The 18,213-nt window shown below is 46.6% G+C and carries 9 protein-coding genes; 8 read left to right on the top strand and 1 reads right to left on the bottom strand.

Annotation, left to right across the window (positions count from 1 at the left end; genetic code table 11):
- Positions 1–394: 394 nt before the first annotated feature.
- Both tatC and BUC01_RS02510 read left to right on the top strand, forming a co-directional pair.
- Positions 395–1,216: a twin-arginine translocase subunit TatC gene (gene tatC, locus BUC01_RS02515; RefSeq protein ID WP_025830860.1), complete on the top strand. Its 822-nt coding sequence runs from the start codon at positions 395–397 to the stop codon at positions 1,214–1,216.
- Entirely contained in the window at positions 1,213–4,665 is a 3,453-nt protein-coding gene (locus BUC01_RS02510; RefSeq protein ID WP_394363896.1) for an AAA domain-containing protein, read from the top strand. Before tatC ends, BUC01_RS02510 begins: the two co-directional genes overlap by 4 nt.
- 387 nt (positions 4,666–5,052) lie before the next feature.
- Here BUC01_RS02510 and BUC01_RS02505 read toward each other — a convergent pair whose 3' ends face one another.
- Positions 5,053–6,570: an MFS transporter gene (locus tag BUC01_RS02505; protein ID WP_073312623.1), complete on the bottom strand. Its 1,518-nt coding sequence runs from the start codon at positions 6,568–6,570 to the stop codon at positions 5,053–5,055.
- Between the two features lie 301 nt (positions 6,571–6,871).
- On the opposite strand from BUC01_RS02505, the gene BUC01_RS02500 reads away from it, so the two are divergent.
- The 6 genes from BUC01_RS02500 to BUC01_RS02475 all read left to right on the top strand — a co-directional run bounded on the left by BUC01_RS02500 (position 6,872) and on the right by BUC01_RS02475 (position 18,198).
- Positions 6,872–8,092 carry a glycoside hydrolase family 88/105 protein gene (locus BUC01_RS02500; protein ID WP_073312621.1) on the top strand — a complete coding sequence of 407 codons (1,221 nt, stop codon included), beginning with the start codon at positions 6,872–6,874 and terminating at the stop codon, positions 8,090–8,092.
- A gap of 4 nt (positions 8,093–8,096) precedes the next feature.
- On the top strand, positions 8,097–9,065 hold the full coding sequence (locus tag BUC01_RS02495) for a pectinesterase family protein (RefSeq protein ID WP_025830862.1): 969 nt from the start codon (positions 8,097–8,099) through the stop codon (positions 9,063–9,065).
- Positions 9,066–9,279: 214 nt separating this feature from the next.
- Positions 9,280–11,046, top strand: coding sequence for a pectinesterase family protein (locus BUC01_RS02490; RefSeq protein WP_073312619.1), 1,767 nt, complete (start codon positions 9,280–9,282; stop codon positions 11,044–11,046).
- A 43-nt stretch (positions 11,047–11,089) separates the two neighbouring features.
- Positions 11,090–12,406 (top strand): acetylxylan esterase, encoded by a 1,317-nt coding sequence (locus BUC01_RS02485; protein ID WP_025830863.1) that lies wholly within the window; start codon positions 11,090–11,092, stop codon positions 12,404–12,406.
- 282 nt (positions 12,407–12,688) lie between these two features.
- Complete coding sequence (locus tag BUC01_RS02480; protein ID WP_073312617.1) at positions 12,689–16,030, top strand: SusC/RagA family TonB-linked outer membrane protein; 3,342 nt, start codon at positions 12,689–12,691, stop codon at positions 16,028–16,030.
- A gap of 38 nt (positions 16,031–16,068) precedes the next feature.
- Positions 16,069–18,198: a RagB/SusD family nutrient uptake outer membrane protein gene (locus BUC01_RS02475; RefSeq protein ID WP_073312615.1), complete on the top strand. Its 2,130-nt coding sequence runs from the start codon at positions 16,069–16,071 to the stop codon at positions 18,196–18,198.
- The last annotated feature ends 15 nt before the right edge of the window (positions 18,199–18,213 follow it).

The raw sequence follows: 18,213 nt of genomic DNA, 5'->3' as shown, positions 1-18,213 counted from the left end.
ACGCGGATAACGCGGATAAGGCGGATGAACGCGGACTTTAATTTCTTAATAGTATAGCGCAGCTTAAGCTTGAAAGGCTTTCATCTTATAGCCCAGGGCAACGCCCTGGGAATGAACCGTACCACACAATCTTACGCCCTGTAAGGGCATAATACCACATACGGGCTTTTGCCCTTACAGGGCAAAGATACATACATACCAATCCCCAGGGCGTTGCCCTGGGCTATAAGATGAAAGGCTTTCAGCCTTAGGCTGCGCAAAATTATCGTCTATCTCATTCCTTATTTGCTTCATTTCTGTACCGTTATGAATCTGTTTCAACTCCTGATTCGCATTAATTATGAGTGAGTACTTATCTTTTATACTTTGTAGTCTGTAGCTTTTTCACTCAATTATGGCGGATAAAGAACTAACTTTTTGGGATCATTTGGACGAATTGCGCCGTGTGCTGTTTCGCGTACTCGGCGTATGGTTTGTGTTGGCTGTCGGTTACTTCATTGCGATGCCGTGGCTGTTTGATAATGTAGTGTTGGCACCTTGTCACAATGATTTTATCTTTTATGACGTATTGCGTTATGTAGGTAAAGTCTTCGATCTTCACGATGATTTCTTTACACAGGATTTCCATGTCAAACTTATTAATATCAATCTGGCAGCCCCCTTCTTTATACATATGTCCACCGCTTTCTGGATGTCGGTGGTGACGGCTACACCTTATATTTTCTTTGAAATATGGAAATTTATCAGTCCCGCACTCTATCCCAATGAGCGCCGTGGGGTAAAGAAAGCCTTGTGCATCGGTACGGTGATGTTTTTCCTCGGCGTGCTGCTGGGCTATTTCATGGTTTATCCGTTGACGTTGCGTTTCCTTTCCACTTATCAATTGAGCGCGGCTATCGAGAATCAGATTTCCCTGAACTCCTATATAGACAATTTCATGATGCTGGTGCTTTGCATGGGCCTTGCCTTTGAGTTGCCATTGGTGACCTGGCTGCTTTCATTGCTGGGACTGGTGCACAAATCTTTCCTGCGTAAGTATCGCCGTCATGCACTGGTGATTATCGTAATTGTCGCAGCTATCATTACCCCGACGGGCGACCCTTTCACTCTGACCGTGGTTTCCGTTCCGCTTTATCTGCTCTATGAGTTGAGTATCTTGATGATTAAGGACAAGAAGACCGACGCGGACGAGACTGATGAAGACAAGGAGGAATGATGGAAGAAGACGTACACGAATACTATCACTTTTTACTTACCGTCTGCCGAGATGAAGATATCCCGCTGACGGCGGCTTACCGCCAGCTCCGTGAGTTTCTGGAACGCCTTTGCCGTACACAGATGCCGGATGGCAGCTTGCAAATGACCGATCTCTCCGCACGCATCAGTTTCGTAGCGTCCAAAGCCGGACTATCTGTCGTAGAACAAAATCGTCTGCATACTTTCCGTCTGACTTCCAATGCCGTACTGAACCGGCAGGCTGAACCCTCGCGTGAGAACCTCTTACGGGATGTCAAGACACTGGCTTTCTTTGTGAAACGGCTTACGGGAGACGAAATTCCTGCCGTGCTCTATCGCCTGTTACCTCGTGCAGATGCCACTTATATCGTTTCTCCACCCGCCAGGGAACGGATAAGACGGATGCGTGTCTGTTTCCAGTATGCCGATGAGGCCTTTTTATATGTATCTCCTGTAGACACCGTTGCCGACGAACCGTTGCGGGTGCGTTATAATGTGCCGCAGGTGAATGAAGAGTTTGCCGAAACCTGTCGGCTGCTGTGGCGTCATGCGCAAGTCAACTTGCTGGATGTGGCTGTGGATGAAGCAGGCATCCTGACGCCTTCCTTTATCATATTGGAGCCTGATTATCTGTTGGATATCAGTTCTCTTGCAGAATGTTTCAAAGATTACGGGCATCATCCCGCCAATTATCTGCTGGCGCGCTTGCAGTCGCCCGATAATACACGTCCTCTCTTGCTTGGTAACATCGCCAATCTTTTTCTGGATGAATGGATTTACGCTAAGGAAGAACCCGACTATCTGGCTTGTATGAAGAAAGCCTTCCGTATCTATTCCATTGAACTGGCTGCCTGTGCTGATTTACTGGACAGGGAGAAGGAAAAAGAGTTTTTTGCGGATTGTAAGCGGCACTTCGACCATATCCGGCAAACGGTGACGGAGACATTCCGCGCTCCCGGTTATGAACTGGACAAGGCGGATGCGGTGTTGGAACCTACCTATATTTGTGAAGCCCTGGGCTTGCAAGGACGTTTGGACTATATGCAGCGTGACATGTCGTCTTTCATAGAAATGAAGTCGGGCAAAGCGGATGAATACTCTATCCGGGGCAAAGTGGAACCAAAGGAAAATAACAAAGTACAGATGCTGCTCTATCAGGCTGTGCTGGAATATTCTATGGGGATGGATCACCGCAAAGTGAAGGCGTATCTGCTGTATACCCGTTACCCGTTGTTATATCCTGCCCGCCCATCCTGGGCGATGGTGCGGCGTGTAATGGATGTACGTAACCGGATTGTGGCAAATGAATACGGCATGCAGTTGCGCAACAGCCCGCACTACACCGCGGAACGGTTGAAGGATATCAATCCGGATACGTTGAACGAGCGTCATCTGGACAATACTTTGTGGAAACGCTATCTTTGCCCGTCCATTGATGCTGTGACGCAGCGTATCTGTAAGCTTACTCCGCTGGAACAGTGTTATTTCCATACGCTCTATAACTTTATAACCAAAGAATTATATACTTCCAAATCGGGAGATGTTGACTATGAAGGCCGTACAGGTGCCGCTGCGTTGTGGCTGTCTACGCTTGAAGAAAAGTGCGAGGCGGGCGAGATTTTGTATGACCTGACCATCAAGGAGAACCATGCGGCGGATCTGCATAAGGCGTATCTTGTGTTGCTGCGGGCGAATGATGATTCGCCCCTGCAAGGTGAACATAATGCTTGTGGGGGCGAATCATCATTCGCCCGTCCTTCACAGGCTTTACCGAATTTCCGCGAAGGTGATGCCGTCGTCCTGTATCAACGTAATAACGCCGCGGATAATGTAACCAATAAAATGGTATTCAAAGGAAATATCGAACGGATCACCGACCGGGATATCCGTGTCCGCCTCCGTGCTTCTCAGCAAAACACCTCTGTGCTTCCTCTTGACAGCCGCTATGCCATTGAGCACGACTATATGGATACTTCTTTCCGCAGTATGTATCTGGGGCTTTCCGCTTTTCTTTCCGCGAACAAGGATCGCCGGGATTTATTATTATTCCAGCGTGAACCGGAATTCGACCCTTCTTTTGATGCTTGCATTGCGGCTGCTCCGGATGATTTCTCCCGTATCACCCTGAAAGCTCAGGCAGCAAAGGATTATTTCCTTCTGGTCGGCCCTCCGGGTACGGGAAAAACTTCCCGCGCTTTGCGTGGTATGGTGGAAGCTTTCTATCGTGAGGGAAAACAGATATTACTGCTTTCGTATACGAACCGTGCAGTAGATGAAATATGCAAGACGCTCTCTGCTATAACGCCCGGGATTGATTTTATCCGTATCGGGAGTGAACTTTCCTGTGATACTTCTTTCCGCTCACATCTGATAGAGAATGTGTTGGAACCTTGTTCCACACGTCGTGAAGTGCATGCCCGGATAGAACGTTGCCGTGTTTTCGTAGGTACAGTCTCCACATTCTCTTCCAAGACCGAACTTTTCCGTCTGAAGACTTTCGATGTGGCTATTGTGGATGAAGCCACCCAGATACTGGAACCGCAATTGTTGGGACTTCTCTGTGCCCGGAACGTGGCTGGCGGAAATGCCATCGGTAAGTTCATCCTCATAGGTGACCATAAGCAATTGCCTGCGGTCGTACTTCAATCGGAATCTCAATCGGAGGTCTGCGAGGATTGTCTGCACAGCATCGGACTGCATAACCTGAAAGATTCTTTTTTCGAACGTCTCTACCGTAAACTTGCCTGCACTGCTAATCACTTACCGCTAACCATGAATCATTTCCATGACATGCTTTGCCGCCAGGGACGCATGAACGTGGAAGTAGCGCGGTTTCCGAACCGTGCCTTCTATGGTGGGTTACTGGAAACAGTCGGCTTGCCGCATCAGCAAGGCGAACTTGTACTTGCTCCGGAACTTGAAGGAGATGAGTTTGCAGATATATTGGTACGTCGCGTGGCGTTTCTTCCTTCCGAACCGGAAGCTGCATCACAATCGGCAAAGATTAATCATTTTGAAGCACAGCTTGTGGCCCGGCTGGCTACTGCTGTCTATCGGCAATACGAGGCTGGCGGTCCGGGCTTCCAGCCTGCCCTGACTTTGGGGATCATCACCCCTTATCGTAGTCAGATAGCCCTCATTAAAAGCGAAATAGCGGCTTTGGGAATCCCGGCCTTGAACGACATCCTGGTAGATACCGTCGAACGTTTTCAGGGAAGCGAGCGCGATGTGATCATTTATTCCTTCTGTGTGAATCGTACTTACCAGCTAAAGTTCCTTGCCAATCTTACGGAAGAGAGAGGAGTGTGGATTGACCGTAAACTGAACGTAGCTCTTACCCGTGCCCGCAAGCAATTGTTTATGACAGGAGTGCCCCATTTGTTACAACAAAACCCTATCTATGCGGACTTGTTAGATACGGTTCTCTAAGGCTTCGTCGCCCTCATTTAGCAAATCTTAAACGTTCCTCTTTTCTTTATATATTTTATTAGTATTTCTGAATGAGATAAACCCCTATATTTGTCGCACGTTTTTTTCATAGAGATTTAGATTTAAGGTTAGAAGAATTGTGGAAGTCGTGAGACTTCCCTTTTTTTCACCTTGAAGTTTTGCGCTCCCGTATCTCTCATGGACCGTTTGAAGGTAAAATTGCTAAAGTATACTGAGGTTCACGTTTTTCACGGGAGAGAGCAGAAGAGAGTCGCTTCGTGAGAAGGGGCTTTTTTTGTGTCTGTACTTTTCCTATATATACTAAAAAAGGTGCCCCCTGCAAAGAGAGCACCTTTTTCGTTATTTGTTTATACTATGATTCCGGTATTATTCCAATACGATAGGTTTGTATTTCGGAACCAACGCCTTCATTACAACCCAACCAATCAAATAAGCTACTGCACATACGCAGAAGATGATGAAGTATCCTGCGGGTTTACCGGAGAATCCCATAAATTCCATAGCAGGACGTACGAACTGTGCACCTTGCTCAAGTAAATCATGAGTCATTTCCACTTCTTTTCCATCTACCATTGTGCTTCCGGATGAATATACGAACAAGTTACCGGCTACTTTCTGGAGAATCATTGAGCCGAAACCACCGGCCATACCACCGATACCCGTAATACTTGCAATAGCTGCTCTCGGGAACATATCACTTACAGTAGAGAAGATGTTGGCAGACCAAGACTGGTGAGCTGCACCACCGATACCGATCATGATTACCGGCAACCACGGAGAAATCGTACCCAAAGGCTGTGCCAGCAATACTACCAGCGGGAAGAATGCGAAGATCAACATCGCACGCATACGTGCTGCATAGGGGTTCAAACCGGTCCTGTTGATAATAATGGTAGGCAATTTACCGCCATAGATAGAAAGCATCGTGATGGCATATAGAGTAAAGATCAATGCGATACCCAATCCTTCGGAGGTTTTGATACCGAACTGTGTGTTCAGATAAGAAGGAGTCCAGAACAAGAAGAACCACCATACACCATCAGTCATGAATTTACCGAAAGCGAATGCCCACGTCTGTTTGTAGCTGAAGCATTGCCAGAATTTCATCTTCTTTTCGTCTTTCTCTTCTACAACGGGAGCTGCACCTTCTTCGTGCTTGTCTTGTTCGATGTATTCAAGCTCGGCTTTGTTCACGTGCTTGCTTTCAGAAGGTTTAGAGTACATGAATACCCAAAAGCCCATCCAGATAAATCCAAGACCACCAATTACGATGAAAGCCATTTCCCAACCCCATGCCTTGGCAAGCAAAGGAATAGTCAACGGAGCAACCAGGGCACCGATAGAAGCACCGGCATTGAAGATAGAAGTAGCATACGCGCGGTCTTTCTTAGGGAAATACTCAGCAGTCACTTTGATGGCTGCGGGGAAGTTACCCGCTTCACCAAGTGCCAGTACACAACGGGCTGCAAGGAAACAGTACATACTGATGGTGGCGATAGTTACCACTACATCACCTGTAGCGCCCATAAGTTCGGCTGCACTGTGCAGACCTACGAAATGTTCGGTTACAACACCGCAAAGAGCGTGAAGACAAGCACCTGCCGACCATACGCCGATAGCCCAGAGGAAACCTTTCTTAGTACCCATCCAGTCGATAAAACGACCGGCAAACAACATACATACTGCATAAACAATAGAGAAAACAGAAGTGATAGTTCCGTAATGTGATTCGTCCCAGTGGAATTCAGGTTTGATAAATTCATCCCACGTCAATGACAGCACCTGGCGGTCAAGGTAGTTTACTGTTGTCGCAAAAAATAACATGGCACAGATGGTCCACCTGTAGTTGGTCATCTTTCCCATTGCATTTTGATTTAAACTCATGATACGTTGATTTAAAATTATTAATTCTTATTTCTGGGGCCAAAAATACACATTATTTGATGTAAATCAATACATTTTTCGTCTAATTTCCTGCAATTTTTGTTTCAAGTGCAAATAAATGGCAAAAAAACTCGTTATCGTGCACGAAAACACTCGTTCTCGTACACGAAAAACTAACTTTACGGAGGGCAAAAATAAATAATGCACCTTTTCAGTCGAAAAGTACACAACGTTTTAGGTGAGAACCGCTATCTTTGTCACATTACTTAATATAATCTATATACCTAAAAACAAGAACAGAATGATGAACAATCTACTTTGTAAAACTTTTGTTATGGGAGCATTGATTTGCTCCACCCAGTTAGCTGCTCAGAAGGTAAGCGATAAGCAACCGTGGTCGGTACGTATGGTAGAGTCGGAAATGATTCGTTGCCCGGAATCATGGCAATTGGATTTCCAACCGAAATTGAAATGGGATTATTGCCACGGACTGGAATTGCAGGCCATGCTGGATGTATATGATGCGTATGGAGATCAGAAAATGTTCGACTATGCCCTGGCCTATGCAGACACAATGATACACAAAGACGGAAGTATTGAAACCTATAAACTGCATGAATATAATATTGACCGTCTGAACTCAGGAAAGTTCCTGTTCCGTATCTACGAACAGACGAAAGACGAGAAATATAAAAAAGCGATTGACTTGCTACGCAGCCAGCTTGATACCCATCCGCGTAATGATGATGGCGGTTTCTGGCATAAGAAGGTTTATCCGAACCAAATGTGGCTGGATGGCCTCTATATGGGAGCGCCTTTCTATGCCGAATATGCTTTCCGCAACAATCGTGTACAGGATTATAAGGATATTGTCAATCAGTTCATTACAGTGACCCAACATACATACGACCCGAAGAACGGACTCTATCGTCATGCTTGCGATGTAAGCCGCAAGGAGCGTTGGGCAGACCCCGTTACAGGACAATCGCAACACAGCTGGGGGCGTGCTATGGGCTGGTATGCTATGGCATTTGTTGATGCACTTGACTTTATCCCGAAGCATGAGGCCGGACGTGATTCGATGTTGGTTATCCTTAATAATATTGCTGCACAAGTGAAGCGTATACAAGATCCGAAGACAGGATTGTGGTATCAGGTGTTGGACAAGAGCGGTGAGAAGGGGAACTATCTGGAGTCTTCTTGCTCTACTATGTTCGTATATGCATTGTTCAAAGCTGTTCGTAAAGGTTATATTGATAAATCTTATCTGAAAGTAGCGCTGAAAGGTTATCAAGGTATTCTCGATAACTTCATCGAAGTGGATAAAAACGGTGTGGTGACTATAACCAAGGCTTGTGCGGTTGCCGGTTTGGGCGGTAAGAACTACCGTATGGGCGACTACACCTATTATATAAATGAAACAATCCGTAGTAATGACCCCAAAGCGGTAGGTCCGTTTATCATGGCAAGCCTGGAGTGGGAGCGCCTGCAACAAGTTAAGGAAATCGTAAATCAGAAATAAGACAATGAAACGACTGACCTATTATTTATGTGGTATCGCCCTCTTGCTCGTGGGCATCATGCCGATGTCGGCACAGTCCCAATATAAGGATACGATTGTAGTAGCCCGCGACGGTTCGGGTGACTATCGTACGCTGACAGAAGCAATGGAAGGCATTCGCGCCTTTATGGACTATAAGGTAACGGTGCTGGTGAAGAATGGCGTTTATAAGGAGAAAGTAATTATCCCGTCCTGGGTTCAGAATGTGGATTTCATTGGTGAAAGCGCGGAAAAAACGATTATCACTTATGATGACCATGCCAATATCAATAAGATGGGAACTTTCCGTACCTATACAGTGAAAGTGCAGGGCAACAACATCACTTTCAAGAATCTGACTATAGAGAACAATGCTGCCAGGCTGGGACAAGCTGTTGCACTCCATACGGAGGGGGACAAGCTGGTGTTCATAAACTGCCGCTTTCTGGGAAACCAGGATACTATCTATACAGGTGCCGCAGGCACACGCCTGTATTTCGTGGATTGCTACATCGAAGGAACCACCGATTTTATTTTCGGCCCTTCTACCGCCTTATTTGAGAATTGCGAAATTCGTAGCAAAACCAATTCTTACGTGACGGCAGCTTCTACCCCCGAAGATATTGCAGTAGGCTATGTTTTCAAAAGTTGCAGGCTGACTGCCGAACCGGGAGTGGATAAAGTATATCTGGGACGTCCCTGGAGACCATACGCCGCTACCGTATTCATCAATTGTGAGATGGGCAAGCACATTCGTCCCGAAGGATGGCATAACTGGGGCAAAGCGGAAAATGAACGGACGGCTCGCTACGCTGAGTATGGAAGTAAGGGGGACGGTGCTTCGGTGACCGGTCGTGTGAAATGGGCGCAGCAGCTGACCAAGAAGGAGGCAGTCCAATACGATGACCTGAATTATATCTATAGAATGTGCAGTGACTGGAAGCCTGTGAATTAGGTACTTAGCTTCCTGCCTACAAGAAGTTAACTTCTTGTCGACAGGAAGCTAACTCTTTGTTGACAGGAAGTTAACTTCTTGTTGACAAGGTATTGGTTTTATCGCAAATATTAATTATTCTACCGATTGCGGCATTTTTTACACTTCAAAACCTCTGTTTTTGGGTAATATTGCACCCGGAAAATTAAGAATACTATTTTATAAATAATGAACCATGAAACATAAGTTGACATTACTGTTGGGCTTGTTCTTTCTGCTCTCCGCTTTCAGAGCCGATAAACCTGTGATTACTATTTTTATGATTGGTGACTCTACAATGGCCAATAAACCGTTGACGGGTGGAAACCCCGAACGTGGCTGGGGACAGATGTTGCCCGGTTATCTTTCCGAAGAAATTCGCGTGGACAATCATGCTGTGAACGGGCGCAGTTCCAAGAGCTTCATTGATGAAGGACGCTGGGAGAAAGTCATTTCGCAGGTGAAGAAAGGAGACTACGTATTTATCCAGTTCGGACACAATGATGAGAAGTCGGACCCGAAACGTTATACCTCTCCGGGCGGCACCTTTGATGGGAATCTGAAACGATTTGTGAACGAGACACGTGCCAAAGGCGGCATTCCGGTCTTGTTTAACTCTATCGTGCGCCGTAACTTCGGGACGGCAAACGGAAATGTGGTGGCTCAGGCCATCAGCCAGGATGACATACAGAAAGGAGTGAATCCGGATGCGAGGCGGGAGGCTTCGGAACAACCTGCAGCCGCAGAAAGTGATAAACTGATTGATACGCATGGTGCTTATCTGGACTCTCCGCGAAATGTTGCGAAAGAGCTTGGAGTGGCATTTGTGGATATGAATAAGGTTACGCATGAGCTGGTGGAGGGTATGGGACCCGTAGAATCGAAGAAACTGTTCATGTGGGTACCTGCCAATCAGGTTGCCGCCCTGCCTAAGGGTCGTGAAGATAATACTCATCTGAATGTTTATGGGGGCCGTATAGTGGCCGGTCTGGCTATGGATGCAATAGCTAAGGAAGTGCCGGAACTGGCGAAATATGTCCGTCATTATGATTATGTGGTGGCGCAAGATGGTAGCGGAGATTTCTTTACGGTGCAGGAGGCTATTGATGCCGTTCCCGATTTCCGTAAGAATGTACGCACTACGATATTGGTTCGCAAAGGCGTGTATAAGGAGAAAATCGTGGTTCCGGAAAGTAAAATCAATGTTTCATTGATCGGGCAAGACGGAGCTGTGCTTTCCTACGACGATTATGCACAGAAAAAGAATTGTTTTGGTGAGGAAAAGGGAACTTCCGGTTCGTCTTCCTGCTATATTTATGCTCCCGATTTTTATGCGGAGAATATCACGTTTGAAAACTCTTCCGGCCCGGTGGGGCAGGCTGTGGCTTGTTTTGTCAGTGCCGACCGTGTTTACTTCAAGAACTGCCGTTTTCTCGGTTGCCAGGATACACTCTATACCTATGGGAAAGGTTGCCGCCAATATTATGAAGATTGCTACATAGAAGGTACGGTCGATTTCATTTTCGGCTGGTCGACGGCGGTATTCAACCGTTGCCATATCCATAGTAAAAGAGGTGGTTATGTGACGGCACCTTCCACCGACCAGGGACAGAAGTATGGTTATGTATTCTATGACTGCCGGTTGACGGCTGACGACGGTGTGGACGATGTGTATCTTTCACGTCCCTGGCGTCCGTATGCGCAGGCGGTCTTTATCCGTTGCAATTTAGGTAAACACATTATTCCCGCCGGTTGGAATAACTGGGGAAATAAGGAAGCCGAGAAGACCGTATTTTATGCTGAATACGAAAGTACAGGTGAAGGAGCTAATCCGAAAGTACGTGCTCCTTTCTCCCGTCAGTTGAAAAACATCAAAGGCTATGAGCCCGAAACTGTACTTGCCGGAGTAGACGGATGGAATCCGTTGAAAAACGGGAATGAGTTATTGGTAATAAAACGCTGATAAGAACTGAAAATAAATAAGAACTGAAAAACATTAAAACACAATGATGAAAAAGAACCTGTTTGTATTGCTGTTTGCTTTGTTACTTCCGCTGTCGTTTGCATCTGCGGAGAATTATCCGTACCGGAGCGATGTCCTTTGGGTGACCGTACCCAATCATGCCGACTGGATTTATAAGACCGGAGAGAAAGCTACGGTTGAAGTACAATTCTATAAATATGGTATTCCACGGGATGGTGTGACCGTATCTTATGAGATAGGTGGAGATATGATGCCTGCCGAAACGTCCGGTTCTGTCACCTTGAAACAAGGCAAGGCTGTGATTACCATCGGAACCATGAAGGAACCGGGATTCCGTGATTGCCGGATGACGGCAACTGTGGATGGAAAGAGCTATAAGCACCACGTAAAAGTCGGTTTCTCTCCGGAGAATATCAAGCCTTATACGCAGATGCCCAAAGACTTTAAAGAATTCTGGGATAACAATAAAGCGGAAGCCGCCAAATATCCGCTGACTTACACGAAGGAACTGGCAAAAGAATACTGCACTGATAAGGTGGACTGTTACCTTGTCAAATTGATGCTGAATAGTCGTGGACAAAGTATCTACGGTTATCTTTTCTATCCGAAGAATGCAGCGAAAGGTTCTTGTCCGGTTGTGCTTTGCCCACCGGGAGCGGGCATCAAGACCATCAAGGAACCTTTGCGCCATAAATATTATGCAGAAGAGGGATGCATCCGTTTTGAAATCGAGATACACGGGCTGAACCCGACAATGACCGCAGAAGAATTCAAGGAAATCAGCGATGCCTTCAACGGCAGGGAAAACGGCTATCTGAACAATGGTTTGGACAATCGTGATAATTATTATATGAAACGTGTCTATCTGGCTTGTGTACGCAGCATCGACTTGCTTACTTCCCTGCCGGAATGGGACGGACGGAATGTTATTGTCCAGGGTGGCAGCCAGGGTGGAGCTTTGGCTCTGATTACGACAGGTCTGGACAATCGCGTCAGTGCTTGTGTGGCCAATCATCCCGCTTTGAGCGATATGGCCGGTTATAAGGCCGGGCGTGCCGGTGGTTATCCCCACTTCTTCCGCACGGCGGGGATGGATACACCCGATAAGCTCAAGACAATGGCTTATTATGATGTAGTGAACTTCGCCCGGCTGATAAAGGTGCCTACTTATATAACCTGGGGATACAACGACGATGTATGTCCGCCGACCACCAGCTATGCTGTTTATAACACGCTGGATTGTCCGAAAGAAGCCTTGATTACCCCGATTAATGAACACTGGACTTCCAATGATACGGAATATGGGCAGTTGAAGTGGATATTGAAACATCTGAAATAAACGGAAAGCACTTGATTGTTTATCCCCCCGGCTTCACTCTTGCATGAAAGAGTAAATCCGGGGGGATTTTTTGTGTCTGTATTGTGAGATTTTCCCCCTTATCCCATCTACAGCATATTTAGGATGGGGTAAGGTGATTTTTACACCGAATCAAGCATATTTTTCACCTGAAATAAATATATATTCCACTACTTTGCAAGTGCAAGGTACAGCCTATGGCACCTTGTTCATTAACCAAAATGAAGAGAATATATCTAAGTTTAATCAAAAAATCATTTACTTATGAATTACAGGAAAAAAGTCATGCTAATGCTCGGGGTTTTATCCTATCTCAATCTGGGGACTTTTTCTCAGGCTGCTCCGGCAGCGGTGGGAGGCACATCTATCCCAGGTGTGCAACAAGCTTCTAATGACAAAAAAGCAATTAAGATTTCCGGTTTGGTAAAAGATGCCGCCGGTGAACCTATTATTGGTGCTACCATTCTGGAAAAAGGAACCTCCAACGGGGTTGTTTCTGATATGGATGGTAACTTTACTATGAATGTGTCTGCTAATGCAGTGCTGCATATTTCATATATAGGTTATGTAGACCAGGATATAGCCGTAGCAGGCAAGAGTGTTTTCAATATTCAGTTGGACGAAGACACGGAGGTTTTGGATGAGGTAGTGGTTATCGGTTACGGTACGGTGAAACGTCGCGACCTGACCGGAGCGATAGCTTCGGTGAAAGGAGATGAAGTTGCAGCCAATCCCGTTTCGAATGTTGCACAGGCATTGCAAGGGCGTCTACCAGGTGTGAATGTGATATCACAGGACGGTCGTCCGGGCGCTACCATCTCGGTGCGTGTACGTGGCGGTGGTTCTATCACACAGTCCAATGACCCTCTTTATGTGGTCGATGGTTTCCCGGTGAGCAATATCAGTGACATACCGGCTTCGGAAATAGAATCAATCGACGTATTGAAGGATGCATCGTCCACCGCTATTTATGGTGCACGCGGTGCGAATGGTGTAATCCTTGTCACAACCAAGAGTGCCAAAGAGGGACGGGTTAAAGTCAGCTACGACGGCTATGTACAGGTAAAGAATGTATCGAAGACGCTTGAAACCCTTTCTGCACAGGAATATGTTCTTCATAACTGGAGCTATGCGGCCTCACGCGGTACGGCCAATCAGGATGCTGTTGAGAAGTATTTCGGTTTGGGAAGCAAATACGGAAACCATTATGCAGACTATGCAAACGTGAAAGCACATGACTATACGGACGATGTGCTGCGTACCGCATTGACGCATAATCATAACGTAAACATCTCGGGCGGTACGGATAAAACGAAAGTGATATTCTCATTGGGTTATATCAATGATGAAGGTATCAAAATAAACTCTGATTACAACCGTCTGAATGCTTCTTTCAAGATTCGCCAGCAGTTGGCGAAGACACTCGACCTGGATGTTGATTTCCGCTATACGGAGTCCAACATGAACGGGCAGGAAGGAGTCACGAACGGTAAAGGTTCCAATGTGTCGGGAGCTTATCGTTACCGTCCTATTGACAATCCGCTGGGTGGAGTTTCTTACTCGGAAGTAGCATCGGGCTTCAGCTTCGGTGTGGCGAATATAGATGATAAACACAATCCGGTGGAACTGATCAACGACATCACGAACAAGTCCTATTCGCGTTCGTTAAGAGGATCGGCCGCTCTGTCCTGGGAGATTGTCAAGGGACTCGTAGCCCGTAGCGAATTGTCGCTTACACGCAGTTCGTCGAAGAGTACGTACTATGAGAACGGATATACCAACGGAGATAAGCGCGCTACTCTCAACCGCGGCATGGGAGACGGCTTGCGTTCGGTATCTACTCTTAACTATAATTTCGAACTTGGCAAGAACAACTCATTCTCAGTGCTTCTTGGTAACGAAATCTTGAAATCGGATTCTGAATCTTCTCAAATCACCGGTCGTGGCTATCCCGGCACGTTTGACTATGATACTACAATGGGATTGATTCATACGGCGACTACTTCTTTTTCCGCTACTAACTCTTATAGTGTCCCCGCCCGTACGGTATCATATTTCGGCCGTCTGAGCTATACGTTTATGGACCGTTACCTTTTCACCGGAACATTCCGTGCCGATGGTTCTTCAAAGTTTGCGCCGGATAATCGTTGGGGATATTTTCCCGCAGGTGCTTTTGCATGGCGCCTTTCGGAAGAGCCTTTCATGAGTGGAACAAAGGACTGGCTCTCCAACCTGAAACTTCGTCTGTCTTACGGTACTTCGGGTAGTGACAATATCAGTTCTAATCTGTGGCGTGAAACCTGGTCGAGCCTGGGTTCGGGCAGTAACCATACACCTATTAACGGTGAGCTTGGCTCGTTCTATCGTCCGGATGGTTTGCTGGCCAATTCCAAACTGAAATGGGAGACCACTATTTCCCGCAATCTGGGTGTTGACTTCGGATTCCTGAACAATCGTATCAATGGTAGCCTGGAAGTATACTGGAATACTACTAAAGACTTGTTGATGGCTGTGCCTGTGGATAATACGACAGGATATTCCTATCAGTTCCAGAACTTCGGAAAAACTTCCAACCGCGGAATTGAACTTTCGGTGAATGTGGATGTGATAAACAAGGGTGATTTCCGCTTCAATGTGGGCGCTATCTATAACTATAACCGCAATAAGCTGGATGAACTGCCCAATGCAGACCAGTATCTCTATTCTTCATACTGGGGTTCTTCCTCTTTGGTTCCTACCAACGATTATATGTTCGTCGAAGGAAAAGCAATCGGCCTGGTACGCGGATTTGTCAGCGAAGGATATTATACGGTGGATGACTTTAATTATACTAACGGCCAATATGTCTTGAAAGAAGGTGTGCCCGACATCACGAAAGCGCTGACGGCTACCTATATGCATCCTTACGACCTTCCTTCCGGACAGACTGCTTTCCCCGGTGCAGCCAAGTTCCGCGATGTGGATGAAAGCGGCACGGTTGACCTGGACGACGCTACTTGCCTGGGCGAGGTGATGCCCCGCCATACAGGAAGTTTCCAGTTGAATTTCAACTATAAGAATTTCGACCTTTCCACTAACTTCAACTGGACGGCCGGAGGTAAAATATACAATGTGGCCGCCATGATCAATGCATCCGGACAAGAGTTTGACGGTATCGGTGCGCAACGTGCATCGTGGGTGGCTGATGCCTTTAAGGTTTACAATGTGAATGCTGCGGGTGACTTATATGCGGTTACCAATCCTGATGAACTGAGAGCTTTGAATGCCAATGCCAAATATCACTTGCCTTACCACCAAAGCGGCATCACCTCATCAGAATGGCTGGAAGATGGTTCATATCTTCGTTTGCAGACGTTGACTTTCGGTTACACGTTGCCCAAAAACTTGCTGGCTAAAGTGAAAATAAATAAAGTACGCCTGTATCTCACGGCAACCAATCTGTTCACTATTACCGGCTACTCGGGCATAGACCCTGAGGTGAATGCCACTCCTACCGGGCAAAGCGGATTCTACAGTAATCTGAGAATCTTCCCGACACTCAATATGGACTTTGGTACCTATCCCCGTGCGCGTACATTCACTTTCGGTGCTAACATCACTTTCTAAACCGTCATTCAGTAATTGAAAAATAATAGAGAAAAAATATGAAAAAGATATTGAATATAGCTCTTGCAACAGTAGTCACATTTGCGATGAGCGGCTGTCAGGATTTCCTCGACACTTCGTCTCCGAGTGTAGTAGACCGCGATTTTGTTTTCTCAAATGAAGAGTCAGCGCGCGGTGCATTGTATTATGGTTATGAAACCCTTCGGGCAAACAGAAGTCTTCACAATGTAGGGTTCTTCTGGCATCCGGTCTGGGGGTCTGATATCGAAGATTCCCAGGACATCTATGACGAAGGTAGTGCCGGAATCTGTGAGAAATGGTTTTATCCCGGTGGTACGGGCTCTTATAACATCGACTCCGGAGAGGGTACGGAAGTGTTCACCAAGATTTACGAAACAATATCCGTGGCAAACTCTCTGATATCCAGCTTTGAAGCGCTTGATAACTTCCAGGAAATCATGACGGGGGAGCCAAACAATCTTTCGGACATTTACGGACAGGCCGTAGCTCTGCGCGCCACTTGCTATTGGGAGTTGTGCCGTTGGTATGGAGATGTGCCTCATGCGTTGAAAGCCGGTGAAAAAGCACAAGGGCTGACTTCCCGTTATGCCATCTATGATTATCATATCCGGAAGCTTCGGGAAGTGGAGCCCCATATGTATCGTCCGGGCGAAGGAACAACAAGGGCAGATGTGATGAACCGCACGTATGTTCAGGGACTTATAGCACGCCTTTGCCTTTACAATGGTGGCTATGCAACTCGCCGCACAGACCTTGGCGCTGATTTCTATGTAGACGGCGATGGTAAAACACTCTCCTTTGACGATTGGAGTGTAGAAAAGAATGGTGCCGTCTATGGCCGCCGTAGCGACTGGAAGAATCTGTATTCGATAGCCAAAGAATATCTCCAGGCTATTTATATGAATCCGGGTTCGGTGGTAATGCGTACGACAGACCCCCGTTCCACCGGCAAGAATGGACAGGAATATAATAATCCTTATCAGTACACATTCCAGCAGATGCATGCCGCTGACAACATAACGCTTGCTGATGAGTCTATTTACGAACTTCCTCATGAGTATAACGGTGGTTCTTCACGCCCTGCCTATATAGGCCGTCCGTCAACGGGTGGTAATGGACAGGCACCTTGTGTGGCTTGCGGACAGGATCGCATACAGGCACACTTCTATTATGGTTGGTTCGACAACAATGATATGCGTCGTGACGCTTCGGTTACAGTGACGGGCAGTACCGGCGGAGGCCAGGAGCTGATACAGTCATTCGACCGCAGTGCTTGGGGTAAAGGATGCGGTCCGGGTACTAATAAATGGGACTGGAACCGTATGACCTCACCTGACACACAGACTTATGGTAATTCCGGCATCAATTTCTCTTATATGCGTATTTCCGATGCTTATCTTATGCTGGCCGAAGTGTGTGCGGCATTGGGAGATGACGGTAATGCGAAGACCTATCTTGCTCTTGTTCATAACCGGGCATTCCCCGGCAATAACGACCCGAACTTCGAACAGTATATCTCAGATTGCGGTTCTGTCTACAATGCGGTACTGAAAGAGCGTGCTTTGGAGTTCAGTGGTGAAGGTGTGCGCCGTTTCGATATTATCCGTACAGGTATTCTTCCGGAAGTTGCCGTTGAAAATAGAAAAGTGATGAGTGCCATCATTGACGGTATTCGTAAAGATGGTTACTATACTTTTGATAACGGTAACCAGATACCTGCCTATATCTGGACAAAGATGGTTGACGCCAAATCCGAGTACGGATATAGGCTGACATCGCAAACTCCGGCAGACAAACAGGACGACCCTGTATTGTTCCCCGGCTGGCGTGGGCAACATGATGATTGGGGAAGTCTGGTTCCTGCTTATGCAGGCGTAACAATGACAAATGTTGCAATAAAAGGCTTGTTTGAGTACATAGCGCCGGGTTCGGCTGAGGCACAGGCTTTGGAGGCTGACGGATACGTACAGACTCCTTGGGCGATAGATATGTTGAAGTATGAAGATTCCTATGCGAAGAAACTTTTTGCCGGATATACGGATGAGGATTATGCGGCAAAGAATCCGCCTATACATTTATTGCCTAATGTTTATCAGGTATTGCTGAATTCGGGGATTACGAATGGCTACGGGTTTAAGCAACAATAGGTATAAAGAGTTGCC

The organism is Bacteroides stercorirosoris (genome assembly GCF_900142015.1).
Classification (GTDB): Bacteria; Bacteroidota; Bacteroidia; order Bacteroidales; family Bacteroidaceae; genus Bacteroides; species Bacteroides stercorirosoris.
This window is presented reverse-complemented; position numbering and strand designations above follow the sequence as displayed.

Coding starts and splice junctions, on each gene's coding strand:
- tatC (WP_025830860.1), top strand. CDS start 395: ATGGCGGATAAAGAACTAACTTTTTGGGATCATTTGGACGAATTGCGC.
- BUC01_RS02510 (WP_394363896.1), top strand. CDS start 1,213: ATGATGGAAGAAGACGTACACGAATACTATCACTTTTTACTTACCGTC.
- BUC01_RS02505 (WP_073312623.1), bottom strand. CDS start 6,570: ATGAGTTTAAATCAAAATGCAATGGGAAAGATGACCAACTACAGGTGG.
- BUC01_RS02500 (WP_073312621.1), top strand. CDS start 6,872: ATGATGAACAATCTACTTTGTAAAACTTTTGTTATGGGAGCATTGATT.
- BUC01_RS02495 (WP_025830862.1), top strand. CDS start 8,097: ATGAAACGACTGACCTATTATTTATGTGGTATCGCCCTCTTGCTCGTG.
- BUC01_RS02490 (WP_073312619.1), top strand. CDS start 9,280: ATGAAACATAAGTTGACATTACTGTTGGGCTTGTTCTTTCTGCTCTCC.
- BUC01_RS02485 (WP_025830863.1), top strand. CDS start 11,090: ATGATGAAAAAGAACCTGTTTGTATTGCTGTTTGCTTTGTTACTTCCG.
- BUC01_RS02480 (WP_073312617.1), top strand. CDS start 12,689: ATGAATTACAGGAAAAAAGTCATGCTAATGCTCGGGGTTTTATCCTAT.
- BUC01_RS02475 (WP_073312615.1), top strand. CDS start 16,069: ATGAAAAAGATATTGAATATAGCTCTTGCAACAGTAGTCACATTTGCG.